This is a genomic window from Thermoanaerobacter sp. X514 (assembly GCF_000019065.1).
In the GTDB taxonomy this organism is placed as follows: Bacteria; Bacillota; Thermoanaerobacteria; order Thermoanaerobacterales; family Thermoanaerobacteraceae; genus Thermoanaerobacter; species Thermoanaerobacter pseudethanolicus.
This window is the reverse complement of record NC_010320.1, coordinates 258,326-272,891: the sequence shown is the minus strand read 5'-3', so window position 1 is coordinate 272,891 and position 14,566 is coordinate 258,326. Positions and strand designations below refer to the sequence as shown.

At 33.5% G+C, this 14,566-nt stretch carries 14 protein-coding genes, 1 pseudogene and 1 other annotated feature; of the genes and pseudogenes, 1 reads left to right on the top strand and 14 read right to left on the bottom strand.

Annotated elements, in window-relative coordinates:
• Nucleotides 1–94: 94 nt before the first annotated feature.
• From TETH514_RS01305 to TETH514_RS01285, 5 genes are all read right to left on the bottom strand, one after another.
• Nucleotides 95–418 carry an AzlD domain-containing protein gene (locus TETH514_RS01305; protein WP_009051886.1) on the bottom strand — a complete coding sequence of 108 codons (324 nt, stop codon included), beginning with the start codon at nt 416–418 and terminating at the stop codon, nt 95–97.
• Nucleotides 400–1,101 (bottom strand): AzlC family ABC transporter permease, encoded by a 702-nt coding sequence (locus tag TETH514_RS01300; protein ID WP_009051887.1) that lies wholly within the window; start codon nt 1,099–1,101, stop codon nt 400–402. Before TETH514_RS01300 ends, TETH514_RS01305 begins: the two co-directional genes overlap by 19 nt.
• A 65-nt stretch (nt 1,102–1,166) precedes the next feature.
• Entirely contained in the window at nt 1,167–3,617 is a 2,451-nt protein-coding gene (leuS, locus tag TETH514_RS01295) for a leucine--tRNA ligase (protein ID WP_009051888.1), read from the bottom strand.
• Nucleotides 3,618–3,681: 64 nt separating this feature from the next.
• Nucleotides 3,682–3,889 (bottom strand) — a binding site (T-box leader).
• 63 nt (nt 3,890–3,952) lie between these two features.
• Nucleotides 3,953–4,708 carry an iron export ABC transporter permease subunit FetB gene (gene fetB, locus TETH514_RS01290; RefSeq protein ID WP_009051889.1) on the bottom strand — a complete coding sequence of 252 codons (756 nt, stop codon included), beginning with the start codon at nt 4,706–4,708 and terminating at the stop codon, nt 3,953–3,955.
• The gene (locus TETH514_RS01285) at nt 4,709–5,431 is read right to left on the bottom strand and encodes a phosphate ABC transporter ATP-binding protein (protein WP_009051890.1); all 723 of its coding nucleotides are present in this window, start codon (nt 5,429–5,431) and stop codon (nt 4,709–4,711) included.
• A gap of 169 nt (nt 5,432–5,600) precedes the next feature.
• Here TETH514_RS01285 and TETH514_RS01280 point away from each other — a divergent pair, with 169 nt between their 5' ends.
• The gene (locus tag TETH514_RS01280) at nt 5,601–6,089 is read left to right on the top strand and encodes an ECF transporter S component (RefSeq protein ID WP_009051891.1); all 489 of its coding nucleotides are present in this window, start codon (nt 5,601–5,603) and stop codon (nt 6,087–6,089) included.
• A gap of 41 nt (nt 6,090–6,130) precedes the next feature.
• Here the strand turns inward: TETH514_RS01280 and TETH514_RS01275 are convergent, their stop codons facing one another.
• The 9 genes and pseudogenes from TETH514_RS01275 to TETH514_RS01235 form a co-directional block, all read right to left on the bottom strand.
• Complete coding sequence (locus tag TETH514_RS01275) at nt 6,131–7,093, bottom strand: acyl-CoA dehydratase activase (RefSeq protein ID WP_009051892.1); 963 nt, start codon at nt 7,091–7,093, stop codon at nt 6,131–6,133.
• Between the two features lie 6 nt (nt 7,094–7,099).
• Entirely contained in the window at nt 7,100–8,197 is a 1,098-nt protein-coding gene (locus tag TETH514_RS01270; protein ID WP_009051893.1) for a 2-hydroxyacyl-CoA dehydratase, read from the bottom strand.
• Nucleotides 8,198–9,181: an acyl-CoA dehydratase activase-related protein gene (locus tag TETH514_RS01265; RefSeq protein ID WP_009051894.1), complete on the bottom strand. Its 984-nt coding sequence runs from the start codon at nt 9,179–9,181 to the stop codon at nt 8,198–8,200.
• Nucleotides 9,182–9,236: 55 nt separating this feature from the next.
• Nucleotides 9,237–9,817: pseudogene (locus tag TETH514_RS01260) on the bottom strand (TetR/AcrR family transcriptional regulator).
• Between the two features lie 167 nt (nt 9,818–9,984).
• On the bottom strand, nt 9,985–10,350 hold the full coding sequence (locus tag TETH514_RS01255) for a hypothetical protein (RefSeq protein ID WP_003867043.1): 366 nt from the start codon (nt 10,348–10,350) through the stop codon (nt 9,985–9,987).
• 5 nt (nt 10,351–10,355) lie between these two features.
• Complete coding sequence (locus TETH514_RS01250) at nt 10,356–10,604, bottom strand: ferredoxin family protein (protein WP_003867044.1); 249 nt, start codon at nt 10,602–10,604, stop codon at nt 10,356–10,358.
• Between the two features lie 60 nt (nt 10,605–10,664).
• Nucleotides 10,665–10,952, bottom strand: coding sequence for a metalloregulator ArsR/SmtB family transcription factor (locus tag TETH514_RS01245; protein ID WP_038016298.1), 288 nt, complete (start codon nt 10,950–10,952; stop codon nt 10,665–10,667).
• 62 nt (nt 10,953–11,014) lie between these two features.
• Nucleotides 11,015–12,175 carry a M28 family peptidase gene (locus tag TETH514_RS01240; protein WP_003867046.1) on the bottom strand — a complete coding sequence of 387 codons (1,161 nt, stop codon included), beginning with the start codon at nt 12,173–12,175 and terminating at the stop codon, nt 11,015–11,017.
• A 24-nt stretch (nt 12,176–12,199) separates the two neighbouring features.
• Nucleotides 12,200–14,548: a WD40 repeat domain-containing protein gene (locus TETH514_RS01235; RefSeq protein ID WP_009051895.1), complete on the bottom strand. Its 2,349-nt coding sequence runs from the start codon at nt 14,546–14,548 to the stop codon at nt 12,200–12,202.
• Between the last annotated feature and the right edge of the window lie 18 nt (nt 14,549–14,566).

Below are 14,566 nucleotides of genomic sequence, written 5' to 3'. Positions count from 1 at the left end.
ACATTTGCAAGTATATTATATCACAAAAACGCAAATAAAAAACTGCTTATTTTAAAAAGCAGTAAAAACATTGTTATCCAGAAAGCATACCAATCTACTTAATAATATATGATAAAATCACATAGCTAACAATACCAACAACAACAGGTGTAAATAGCTTCCTTGTAAAATATGCAGCTATAAATGTCGGTATTGCTGAAAGTAAATATACATTTGATAAATCTAAAAATAATTTTTCATCTTTAATAAAAATTACTGGAAATAAAAGAGCTGAAAGAACTGCCACAGGCACATACTCAAGAAATGACTTTACAGCCTGAGGAAGTTCTATTTTAGTTAAGCTATAAACAGGCATAAATCGTGGAATATATGTAACTAAAAACATTCCAATAACACTTATTATAAATTTCGTACCCATTTGTCAACCAATACCCCCATTCCTGCACCTATTAATGCGGCTACAATGACATTTGTATTTCCTGGTAATATAAACATCAAAGTTATAGACAAAAAGCCCGAAAATATACTTATAAAAACTTTTTTATAACCTGATATTTGCATAAATAGCAAGGCAATATACATTGCTGGAAGTGCAAAATCAAGCCCTATGTTTATAGAGCCTCCTATCAAAGTTGCTGATACAGCACCTAAAAATGAAGCAAATACCCAGGCAGTATATGAGGTTAAAAATAGTTGGTAGAAATATCCTTCAGTGTATTTAGAGTTATTTTGCAAATCTGTAATCGCAACAGCATATGTCTCATCAGTAATAAAAAAAGATAATATTGGTATATGTTTCCTCGATATATGTTTCATATACTGCGACAGCGATGTACTATATAAAAAGTGCCTCAAATTTACTATAAATATTGTAGACACCAGTGTAACAAAATTTGTTCCTGCACTAAGCAAACTTATAGCAATAAATTGTGCTGAACCAGCATACACAAAAAGAGACAATGCCACCACTTGTGAAATAGTAAAACCGCTTTTCACACCAACGAGTCCATAAGCAAAGCCTATTGGCAAATACCCTAACACAATAGGTAATGCACTTTTAACTCCATTTATACTCTTTTTAACATCACTATCTACTATCACAATTACCTCACCATCACTAAAAAATATTTATTTTTTAAAAGCAGGAGTGAGCCTCCTGCCTTTAATTATTTCACAACAATATTTACAAGCCTGCCTTTAACAACTATGACCTTCTTTATTTCTTTTCCATCAAGGTAGGATTTTATTTTATCATCTGAAAGTGCAATCCTCTGTACTTCTTCGTCAGGAGCATTTGAAGGAACTTCAAGTCTTCCTCTTACCTTGCCGTTTACCTGCACAGCTATTTCTACAACATCTCTTTGTAGAGCTTTTTCATCCCACTTTGGCCATTTTTGATTGAAAACAGAATATTCATATCCAAGTTTTTCCCACATTTCTTCGGAAAAGTGAGGAGCAAATGGCGCCAAAAGCCTTATTAAATCTGCCACCACATCTTCATAAAATTCGATATTTTTAACTTCCACATCTGTGTCGTATTTATAAAGAGCGTTTACCAGTTCCATTATCCTCGCTATTGCAGTATTAAACTGAAATCTCTCTGCATCTTCTGTCACACTTTTTATAGCATAATGTCTCACATAGTTTAATTCATTTTCATCTTTTCCCATTTCGTCTTTAGTCTTGCCAGGATTGTTTTTTGTCTCTATGAATTTATCTATAAATCTCTCCACTCTATTGACAAATCTGGAAATTGCCTTAATACCATCATCATTCCATGGCCCACCTTCAGAATAAGCAAATCCAAACATCAGATAGAGTCTGAATACATCAGAACCGTATTCTTTAATGTATTCGTCAGGCGAAATGACATTTCCTTTAGATTTACTCATTCTGCTTCCATCAGGGCCCAATATTGTACCTTGATGCACTAATGATTTAAACGGCTCATCAAAGTCAAGATATCCTAAGTCTCTCAAAGCCTTTGTAACAAACCTTGCGTACAAAAGATGCATTGTCGCATGCTCTGCTCCACCTACGTACTTGTCAACAGGCAACATTTTATTTATCCATTCTTTATTGAAAGGCTCTTTGTCGTTTTTGTTATCGGGATATCTTAAAAAGTACCAAGAAGAATCTACAAAAGTGTCAAGAGTATCGGGGTCTCTTAACGCTTTACCTCCACATTTAGGACAAGTTACATTCATAAAGCCCTCATGCTTTTTAAGTGGAGACTCACCTGTTGGAGCAAATTCCACATCATAAGGAAGTAATACTGGCAAATCTTCTTCTGGGACAGGGACTATGCCACACCGTTCACAGTGAATGACAGGTATTGGAGCACCCCAGTATCTCTGCCTTGAAACAAGCCAATCCCTCAATCTGTAATTTACTTTAAACTCTGCTCTACCTTCTTGCTTTAATTTTTCTACAATTTTTATCCTCGCTTCTTCTGATTTCAAACCTGTAAATTCTCCACTGTCTACAAGCTCTCCATATTCGACAAAAGGCAAACTATCGTCTATATCTCCTATTCCTTTTATCACTCTTTTTATAGGAAGGTTGTATTTTGTTGCAAACTCATAATCTCTTTCATCATGGGCAGGAACAGCCATGACACATCCTGTTCCATATGTTGCAAGGACATAGTCTGCTATCCAAATAGGGAGTTTCTCTCCCGTCAGAGGATGAATTGCGTATGCTCCTGTAAATACCCCTGTCTTTTCTTTTTCAGTAGACAACCTTTCAATCTCACTCTGTTTTCTCGCGTATTCTTTATACTCTTCAACAGCTTGTTTATATTCTTCTGTAGTAATTAAATCTACAATTTCGTGTTCTGGCGCAATAACTACATACGTCGCTCCGTATAGCGTGTCAGCTCTTGTAGTAAATACCTTAAATGTCAGGTCTTTTCCGGCTACTTTAAATTCTATCTCTGCTCCATCCGACTTTCCAATCCAATTTCTCTGCATTATTTTTGTCTTCTCAGGCCAATCAAGTTCATCCAGTTTTTCAAGGAGTTCTTCTGCATAAGCAGTTATCTTAAAAAACCACTGAGTCAAATCTTTCTTTGTAACTTCAGTGCCGCACCTTTCACATTTCCCATCTATAACTTGTTCGTTTGCAAGAACAGTTTGACAACTGGGACACCAATTTACTGGAGCTTTTTTTCTATAGGCAAGGCCTGCCTCAAAAAGTTTAAGGAAAATCCACTGCGTCCATTTGTAGTATTCCGGTAAGCAAGTTATTACTTCATAGTCCCAATCAAAAGTCGCCCCCATTTCTTTAAGCTGCTTTTCCATCGTCCTTATATTTTCCATAGTAGAATCATAAGGATGTATTCCCGTCTTTATAGCATAGTTTTCTGCAGGAAGTCCAAAAGCGTCAAATCCCATCGGATGAAAAACTTCATATCCCTGCATTCTTTTCATACGCGCCCAAGAATCAGTAGGTCCATAATTGTACCAATGCCCTACGTGAAGCTTGGCACCTGAAGGATAAGAAAACATCTCAAGGCAATAAAGCTTTTTATCTACATTTTTAGGATTAAACTTATAAAGTTTTGTCTCCTCCCATTTTTTTTGCCATTTTCTATCAACATCCACTGAGTAAGCCATAAACCTCCACTCCTATCTATGATTTTTTAGCAAACTCGATTTTATTAAAAAAAGTCTTTCATCTTTAAGAGACGAAAGACTTGCACTTCCGTGGTACCACTCTTTTTGGCGTAAAGCCCACTTAAACCTGTAACGGCGGTAACCGTGCATACCTACTACACTTCAGTATGCCTGCTCCGTGGCGAGTTTCGGCATCTTAGGCTACCGTTTTGCACCGACCAACGGCTCTCTTAAAGCTTACAATGCCTACTGCTCCACTTCATTGCATTTACAAATTGATTTGTACATTATTTTATTACAAAATAGAAATAAATGCAATATCATTTTAAACAATATTATTGTAAATCAGACACAAGTTGATGGTACTTTGTAAAAAAGTTTCTGTATGTAAGAAAGGTAACACTAAAACAGGAAATCGCTACTGTAGAGGCTAACATAAATGTAACCATTATCTGATATTTAACTGCCTCAATAGGGTCCACTCCTCCCAATATGAGACCTGTCATCATCCCTGGAAGTTGGACGATACCAAGAGTTTTCATACTGTCAACTGTAGGAATCATACCTGTCTTTATTGCAGTCTTTATCACTTTTTGTGCGGCTTGCCTTGAAGTTGCACCAAGTGACAAATACGCCTCTATTTCCTCTGACTTATTTTTTATTTCGTCTTTTAGCCTTGAAACAGCAAGTCCTGAAGCCACCATTGAATTTCCTATTATCATTCCTGATACAGGTATAACTTCCTGGGGTCTAAAATGTATATTCCCAAACAAAATAAGCAGAGAAATTGTAATCGCGGCACTTAAGGCAATTGAAAAAGTGATAAAATAAAAAACATTCGGTATTCCCTTCCCTCTCTTTGAAGCATTATTTCCAGCAACTACTATCATTAAGCTTACCATTGCCAAGGTAAATAAAGCATTATCGGCAGCAAATATGTAGTGTAAAATGTATCCCACTATTGTAAGCTGCACAACCGCTCTTATAGTACCTATAACTATTTCCTTTTCAATCCCCAGTTTTTGGTAATAAGAAACAAAAATTGATATTAGCACAAGACTTGACGCCAATGTCAAAGACAATACACTCATTTAACCTTCCTCCTTTAACTTGCTTTGTATAAACAATTTTGTAATTTCATTTTGGGGATTTGTAAAAAAATCATAAGTTTTTGCATATTCTACTAATATCCCTTTGTTAAGCAGTGCTGTGTAATCCCCAATGCGCTTAGCCTGCTCCATGTTATGAGTTATCCAAATAACCGTCAGATTCATTTCTTCCTTCAGCTTAACTATTAATTCTTCTATTATTTCTGTAGAGGTAGGATCAAGGGCTGATGTAGGTTCATCAAGTAAAAGAGCTTCAGGATTATTTGTAAGAGTTCTCGCTATAGAAACTCTTTGCTGTTCCCCTCCTGATAAATTTTTCACATCTCTTGTAGCATACTCATTATTCAATCCTACAATGCTCAAATAATACTCCACGTTTACATTTTTTTCGCCTTTAAGCATTGGACCATACTCAATATTGTCTTTAACTGTTCCTTCAAAAAGATGAGGCTGCTGAAAAACCATTCCAATTCTTCTTCTTAAGTCTATCACATCTATTGTTTTAATATCCACGTCGTCTATTAAAATACTGCCATGGGTTGGATCTATCAATCGGTTTATCAGTTTAATCAGCGTCGATTTTCCAGCTCCAGAAGGGCCGACAATAGTATGTATTGCTCCACCTTCAAACTTTACAGAAATGTCTTTTAATATCTCTTTTCCAAAACTACCGTAGCTTACCTCTTTAAATTCTATTTTATTCACATAAATCACCTCTACTGTAACAACTGTTACATTTACATTTAAATTGTATCTCTATCTTCCATTAAAGTCAACAAAGTAAAAAATTCTTTGCAACTTTGATATTTATTTGACATTCTTTTGTTAAAGTAATAAAATATAATTGACAATAAGAGGAAAGGAGGCGATTTGTGTGAATACAAAATTTATAACGAGAACAGCTATCCTATTAGCTATTACTTTAATATTTCAGTTTTTAAAAATGCCCCAACTTATAACAGGTTCTATCGTTAATGCAATGCTTTTAATCGCAGCTGGAACTGTAGGAATGTGGTCAGGAATTATAATAGGACTTTTAACACCGGTAATTGCATTTTTAGTAGGCATAATGGGATTTCCTTTAATGATTCCTTTCATAATGGTGGGTAATGGGTTATATGTAATGCTTTTTTCAACGCAAAAAAACAAAGTAATAGGAATGATAGTAGGTGCTGTAGTTAAGTTTATATGGCTTGCTTTATCAGTAAAATATATAATACAACTATTCAATGTAAAAGTTCCCTTAAAAATTGTCCAGGCTTTTACCTTCCCACAGCTTATAACAGCACTCATAGGAGGTATTGTTGCACTCATAATAACAGCATTTCTCCAAAACTACTTTAAAACAGCAAAAGAAGGATAACAAAAAATAAGGGGAGAAAATGCTCCCCTTGTTTGCTTCAATTATATAACAGAGTTTGACCATCTGCCACATCTATCTCCTGTCATCGCTATTACTTTGCCGTTTGCTTTAATTTGTATTATTTCACATTCGTTAGGACAAGCTTTGCAAATAAAGCTCGTCGTTTCAAACTTCTCCTCTGAAACCTCAAACCCTTTAAACTTAGTAGAATTGCCTGTCCGTTTCATTTCATCCTTTGCCAACATCGCTATTCCTATTGCTCCCATGATGTCATAATACTTTGGCACAATTACCTCATGTCCTACTTCTTCTTCAAACGCCTTTTTTATCGCAATATTTGCCGCCACACCGCCTTGGAATACAAAAACCGGTTTTAATTTTCTTCCTCTTACAAGATTGTTCATATAATTTCTCACTAAGGCCTTAGAAAGACCTTTTAATATTTCAGCTTTACTAAACCCGTATTGCTGTTTCGATATCATATCAGATTCTGCAAAGACTGTGCATCTACCTGCAATTCTCACATCTCGCTTTGCAGTCAATGCAATTTCACCAAATTCCTCAATCTTTATCCCCAGCCTTTGTGCTTGATGGTCAAGGAATGACCCTGTACCAGCAGCACAAACCGTATTCATAGCAAAGTCAGCTATCGTACCATCATTTATAATAATAAGTTTTGAGTCCTGTCCGCCAATTTCAAAAATAGTACTAGCATCTGGATGAAAGTGTAATGTAGCAGTAGCATGGGCCGTAATCTCATTTTTTATTACATCTGCACCAAGAATGTATCCAAGAAGCTGTCTGCCACTTCCAGTTACGCCAACCCCACCTATTTCTTTAGTTGCCAATTCATTGTGTAATTTTGCTAGTTCATCCTTTACAGTATCAATTGGTTGCCCAACATTTCTTACGTACGAATTGAATAAGACCTCATTATTTTCATCAATTGCTACAACCTTTATGCTTACTGACCCTACATCAACACCAATATATATTTTCTCCACTTTTGCCTACCTCGCTATCCTTTCTCTGTGTTTTTTTAGTTTTATAACATCTAAAAAAGCTTCTATTCTCGTTAATACATTGGCAATAGCCATTTGTTCATCTACAGAAAGTGACAAAATTGGATAGTCATATTCTCTCATTATTTTATCTATCACACTTTGAGAAATAAGTTCTGGTAAACATCCAAAGGGTTTCAAGTGAATAACTCCATCAAATCCTCTTTCCATAAAATCAATTATTGCACCGACAGATTGCTTCGCATGGCCTCCAATTATTATCTCTATGTATTTTTCACCTTTTTTCAATATTTTATGTTCTTTTTCTTTGTAGGAAGGCAAAGGTATTAAATTAAAATCAATCCATTCGGAAATGTAATGAGACCTTTCCACTTCTGCGCCATAAGCATTTAAAACTTCTTCTATATTACCATTTATTGAAGGCTCCATCACAACATATATTTCTCCTACTATTCCAATCCTTATTTTTTCTTTTTCTGGAACTTCACAAATTTTTATACTATTCAACCTCTCAATTGCCTTTCTTTCAACTTTTTTCACATCTTCAGAAGACTCTATTCTCCTGTACTCTTCTGTAATCTCATGCCATGCCTTAGTAAACTCTCCCTTATTACACTCATAAGCCCTCTTGGTCTCTACAATTTTCTCTATTTTATCCATTGATTTCGCCATATCATAAACAATTTTTACTGTTCTAATAACTTGTGCCCATGAACTTTTCCCTTTTATTTTCATTACATTATCCATAAATCCTTTTATATCCTTTTTCGGCTCGTCAAATATAATAAACTCAACGTCATATCCCATATTTCTAAGTATTTTTTTCTGAGCCTCTCCATAATAACCAGCCCTGCAGGGGCCATTCCCACCAGAAGTCACTATAGTATCCGCTCCTAATTCTAAAGCCTCAAGATAAGTTCCCAAAATAACCTTTAAAGGAAAACAAGCAAATTCAGGACTATATTTCACTCCATAATCCACAGTTTTTTGTGAAGGTTTCGGAGGAGTTATAACTTCATGCCCTAATAATGTAAAAAGTTTTTCATACATATAAGGAGAACCCATATATGGAAATGTTATCTTCACTTAAATCACGCCTTCCACAGTTTTTTCAGCTTTATATTTTTTAATCCTTATGAGGTCCGTAAATGCCTCAACTCTTGTAATTACGTGGCTTTCACCAGTTTGCTCATCAATTCTTAAAGTCATAAAAGGTTTTTTGTGTTTTTCAGAATCTATAGTTAAAAAAGGCTCAACAATTGAATCAGGACCGCATCCAAAGGCAGTAATATGAATAATACCATCAATGTCATCTCTTTCCATAAACTCATAAGCTGTACCTAAGAGCATATTAGTAAATTCCCAAAACATATTTTTTTTAAATTTTTTCAATTGACGTTGTATTATCCTTTCTTCCATCATATCAAAAGTCACAACTTTTATGTTGAGCTTGCGAAAAACATTAAGCAAGTCCATATTGACAAATCTATCATAAACATTATATACATAACCAATTAGACCTATTGTAATATCGCCTTCATATTTTTTTGGTTTATCACTCGTCAAAAGCTCATTTATATCATATCCTTGCTTATTCAAAGTTCTAAACTCAAGCCATTTGTCTCGGGCTTTCTTTAAAGCATTTTTTAAATCTTTTCTACTCACACCCAATTTATCGATAAAAACTGTATAATTGTGGAACTCTGATATGTCAGTACTTTTTGACACTATGTTATGAGTCAAAATTTTATTCTCAATGCCATCAAAAAGACCTTTTATCATGTCAGGCAACCCCATAAATTTAGGGCACATAAATATACCTTTCCTTAAGCTTACAAACCTAGGAATATATATGTAATCAACACTCTTATCCAGCAAATTTAAAACATGTCCTGTATATACCTTCATAGGTACACATATTTCCGCAACTGCTTCTTTTACCCCTATGTCTAAAATACTTTTTGAAGTATCGTCAGAGGTGACCACTTCAAAACCAAGGCTTTCAAAAAGAGTTTTCCAGAATGGATAATAAAAATAATACATTAAAGCTTTTGGAATACCTATTTTCATTATTTGTTCTCCTCTCCTCCAAGTTCATCATATATCATATTTTACACTACTTCAATCACTTTTTTTCTATTGCTTTCACAAAAATTTCTATGCTTTTTTTTACAAATTCTCTATCGCTAAAGCCAATTAGCTTGTTACCATAGGAGACATTCATTAAAACAAAACCAAAATTTAGTGATATAAAATAAAAGGCTAAAAGTTCAAAATCATCAGTATTTAATAATCCTTTCTCATACATTTTTTCAAAATACTTTATCAAAACTTCTTTAAAGCCTTTCGGAATCCTGAGCAGATATTCTTTTACCTCTTCAAAAATCTCTGGACTTCTCAATCCTATCATGATTTTCGCTTTTTCTTCTGTAAAATTTTTATGATATTCATGAGCCAACATGAATAGGTCTTCTTTTAAATCCCATGTACAATTGTCTAATATTCTTTCATCTACAGGCTTTAATAATTCCAGCTCTTTTAAAGCATAAAGCACTATATCTTTTTTGCTTCCAAAACATCTAAAAATTGTAACTTCATTCACTCCTGCCTCTTCTGCAATATTTCTGTAGTTGTAGACTTATATCCTTTTTCAGAAATTAGTTTTAAAGTAGATACAACTATCTTTTCCTTTACCGAATCGCCCATTAAAACACCTCACAATATGTATGCAAGTAATTGCTTGCATACATATTATAACATATCTTTGTCATAAAACAAAAAGCAAAATTGCTCTTTTAAAAAGCAAAGATTTTTATTAAAAAAAATTGGCCATACGGCCAGATAGTTACTTTATTTAACTTTCATAGGTAGAACTAACAATTTCCCGTTAAGTGTACGGCTTTCTTTATTTCATCTATAACCTGCTGTGTATTCATGTTTCTTATTTCGATTCCAATATGCTTATCTCTAGGAAAACCTACATCATCAAAAGCATCTCTGTACATTTTCCTCTGCATTGTTGGATCACAGGCAGCAACATAAAGTTCATCTATTTGAGCTCCTCTTAATAATTCCCTTAAATACCTATCTCCATCATCTGCGCAAAGTTGAGGATGTAATCCTACCCATTCAAAAATTCCTTCTCTTCTTAAAGTGTTCAAAACTTCAAATGTATCCATCTCTTGAAATGATGGACATGTGCCTTGGCAGACACATAAAAGTAATCCTTTTTTACTCATAAAAATTACCTCCTATCTCTAAAATATGTTATAGCTTCATTATCACAAATTTTTGAACATCCACGGCAAAATTCCACGCAGTTGTCTGGATTTACAACATCCGGATACCCATCGTCACCGATGGTATAAACGTCGTGTGGACAAAAGTTCACACATTGATAGCACTGAATGCATTTATCCTTATCTATTATAGGGTACCAATTTTTTGCCACATATTTCACCTCCTCCCCAGCATTTAAAAAAGCAATTATCATTTATATTAACCTCCTTGTATATTTTTATATTCGAATATTCGAATATAGCAAGTAAAAAAATTATTTTTTGACAAGAAAAATATTTTTCACTTTCTCGATAATGTTTATGATATTTTCATCTGTTAAAGAATAATAAATTATAGTCCCTTCTCTTCTTGTTTTTACCATTTTATTTGCTCTTAATACCATTAAATGCCTTGATACATGAGATTGGTCTAAATTTAGTGCTGCCATCATCTGACATACGCACATTTCTTTTTTGCTTAAAAGCTCTATTATCTTTATTCTTGTAGGATGTGATAATGCTTTAAAGTATTCAGCAGCTTTATTATATACATCAGCTTCCACTTCTTTCACCCTTTCCTATAAATTATATTCGATTTTTCAAATATAGTCAAGTTAATTTTTTGTCAATTTAATCTTTCTGCTACTTTAACTAAATATTCTTTAAAAAACTCTTCTTCATAACTTAAAAGTTGGGTATCGACGTTTTCTATAGTATCCGTATGCCAGTGGTAGTTACCTAGTCTTCCTTTTTCATCTTTTGCAAGAAACGCTATTGCATCAAATCCAGCAGCCATTGCTGGAAGAGCATCTGTAGGAAGGAGCAAATTTTTCATTTTTTGAACTTTTCCGTCACGACCTTTTGCCATCTCCTCTGCTATATCAAGTAACATTTTCCCGGCTCTTTTATAAAATATCATTCCTTCCCCCTCAAGGTATGTAACTTTACCAGTTCCAAGATTATCAAGTATGATGAATTTGGTCTCTTTAGAAAGTTTTTTACGGTATTCCCTTATGAAATTTTTCATTCCTCTTTCCCCTGTCTCTTCACTGCCAGTAAATAAAAATACCATGTCAACATTATCAGGAAACTTGTCTTTATGGTTTATATAGTAATTTGCCAATGCTAAAGTTAAAGCTACCCCTGTGCCATTGTCATTTGCCCCTTGTGTATACCTACCCGTTACTTCACATATAGCCATAAAAATTATATTTGCAAAAACAATAATAAGTCCAATACGCAATATTGCAGAAGCTATAACTAAATTGAAAATATTAAACAAAATTCCAATTGGAATAAGTCCAAATCCTATATATGAAATGTTGTAAATTGCACTTAGTTTGTCGACAATTTTAGGATGAAACATTATACTGCCTCTTTGCGTATCATAATGGGCTGATACAATTATTCTTTTGCTGCGGCTTTCATCAAAACTTGTAAAAACATTTTGGGATAAAAACTTTGGCATTATACTTGTTTCAACTGGCTTACCACTTACTTCTAATAACAAAAGACTTATCGCAAATAAACTGAGTAAAAATGCTGCTATTTCTAAAGGTCCGCCGTACATCAACGAGAAAAAGCCGCAAATAAACAGCAGAACACCCACTTGTAAAGGAAGCATATATAGATTGTCTCTTGTAGTTTTAAAAGTCCATTTCTCAGCTTTATACCCCATCCTCTTCAATTCCTGCAAAATATACTCTGCGGCTTGCCTTTCATTTTTTGTCGCAGAGCCCCTGTGTTCAAACTTAGTCAATTCCTTTAAATAGTCAATGCTCTTCAAATTAAAAGCCCCCTCTCAGTAAAACTATTTATTGCGATACTTATATACGTAACCATCTGCGGAATATATGTACAAGTTCGAACCATCCTCCGTAATAGCAATATCATAAATACCGCTTTTATGATAATAACTATATAAAGTATTTCCTTGTTTATCGTACATAGTTATTTTATTAGCATTGTTTATGGTATTGTCATATTCTTGAGATAAAATTACTATATAATTTCCATCAGGTGTCATAACTGTTTTTTTAACTTTCCAACTAGAAGTTATAGTTTTTGTCATATTAAAATTGTTAAAAAATGTAATATAATATTCTTTATAATCTTTGCTGAAAGATATTAGAACCGATGCTTTCCCATCTTTAGACATTAAAGCTTGTTGTATAACTCCTTTTTTTGTATAGTTTTCACTTAAAAGTGCCTTTTCTCTATTATAAAATCCAATACTACCGTCAAAACCTAAGAGTAAAAACGCTTTTCCATCCTCTGAAGCTGTTATAAAAGGTTCATTGTTTTTCATGTCTTTATTATAAAAAACTTTGCCGTTAAAATCCATCGCTAAAATTCCAGAAGAATTACCATCATCAAAAGAGGCAGTTACTATATCTTTATTTATAGATAAGTCATAAACAAAAGTAGATTTTATTTTTTGCTCCCATACCATATATCCTTTATCATTAAAAAAATCAATAAAAGAGCCATATTCCTCATTTTCAGGCGTTGATACTGCATAGGAAAAATATTCTCCATCAGGAGATACAGAAACGGAAGTTACTTTGTGCCCTTTTATTATGTATTTGTGGGAAATCACCATGCCTGACTTATCATAAACTATCACTTCACTACCTTTTTCATCTTCTATGGCTAAAGCAATTAACTCTCCATTGCGAGATAAATCCAAAAATTTGATAGGTTTACTTGTACCTACCATCCAAAGCTGATTGCCATTTTTTGTAGCCTTTATCAAATTAGTATTTTTAGCTATATAAATATTTTCTAATTCATCTGTAAATATAAAAGCATTTTCTCCTTCAATGTCTTCATTTAATAACCTTTTCCAGACAAACTCAGGATATTTTCCGTTTATAGGGCGAGGTATAATGTCCATTTTCCCATTGCGATAGTCATATACTGATATGGATTTAGAAGACTGTGCCATAATTCTTTTGCCATCTGGAGAAAATTTAAGCATTGCTATAGTATCATAGACTTTGGCAGTCCAAATCATATTTCCACTTTCATCCATGACCCCTATATAATCTTTAGTTTTCGCGTTAGGTATTGTTGTGCCATTTATAGCAAAATAAGTATTATTCCCTTCAAAACGCACATCATTTATAAGTCCGTAATTTACTACAATATAGTCTACAAGCTTTCCACAACTATCATAAATTTTAGAAACTCCATAATTGCCTATAACAAACTTAGTAGCATCTTTATTAGTGTAAAACCTCTCTGCTATCGTTGGGATCTCCGTTTTGTCGCCATTTAATTTTTCTATATAAAGTTTTTTGTCAAAATAACTGGAAAATAAAATTGTATTGCCATCAGCAGATAATAAAGCCGAATTTTTTGTCAGGCCAGAAGTTCCTTCTACCTTTGATGGGCTGAGCGGCATCTTTATTCTTTTTATCATTTTCCCATTTCTATTATACACATAAACGTTATATTGTAGCAAATCACTAGAGGAAAGATAAGGAACATCATTTTCTTTTTCTTGTATCAAATTATTGTTGTTATTTCTATTGCTTAAATCAATAAACAAAAATTTTTCGCTATTATCGCTAAAATTTTCAAGTTTCGGTATTACATGATTTATCTTTTTGACAATTTTATTTTGATTTAACAATATTAATTCGCCATCAGCTGGATAATTATCCTCATAGTATATATTGGAAATAACAACAGCTTCTCCATCAGGAGACACCATAGCATCTAACACATTCTTTTGATAATCAATCTTTTTAGCCTCCACATTATAATTTAAAATTTCAGTTAACTTATCATCATAAAGTACTATTTCCGTTTCTCCTTTTTTAACCACAAATTTATTTAAAGAGGTATTTAATATTCTATAATCTGCTTTTGTCCCCAAAAGTTTTTCTTCAATCATTTTATCTTTGTCATAACTTCTCAAATATATGTTTCCATCTTTATACACTAAAGTAACGATTTCATCTTCTGATATAAATGTGGTATCAAAAAATCTTTCTCCATTACTTTGAATTGTCCACAAAGGCACATTGCCGTCTTGCAAGGCGGCATTTGCAATATTTTTCGGAGGTTTTATAGCTTCCCCTGGGGTTTTTAAATTGTCACACCCTGATAAAAATAACACTAAAACCATCATTAATAAAACAATCTTTTTCAATTTAACTCCTCCAACTAT

Excerpts from the sequence above, each read along its gene's own strand:
- TETH514_RS01305 (WP_009051886.1), bottom strand. The coding sequence starts at position 418 with ATGGGTACGAAATTTATAATAAGTGTTATTGGAATGTTTTTAGTTACA.
- leuS (WP_009051888.1), bottom strand. The coding sequence starts at position 3,617 with ATGGCTTACTCAGTGGATGTTGATAGAAAATGGCAAAAAAAATGGGAG.
- fetB (WP_009051889.1), bottom strand. The coding sequence starts at position 4,708 with ATGAGTGTATTGTCTTTGACATTGGCGTCAAGTCTTGTGCTAATATCA.
- TETH514_RS01265 (WP_009051894.1), bottom strand. The coding sequence starts at position 9,181 with ATGAAAATAGGTATTCCAAAAGCTTTAATGTATTATTTTTATTATCCA.
- TETH514_RS01255 (WP_003867043.1), bottom strand. The coding sequence starts at position 10,350 with ATGAGTAAAAAAGGATTACTTTTATGTGTCTGCCAAGGCACATGTCCA.
- TETH514_RS01250 (WP_003867044.1), bottom strand. The coding sequence starts at position 10,604 with ATGATAATTGCTTTTTTAAATGCTGGGGAGGAGGTGAAATATGTGGCA.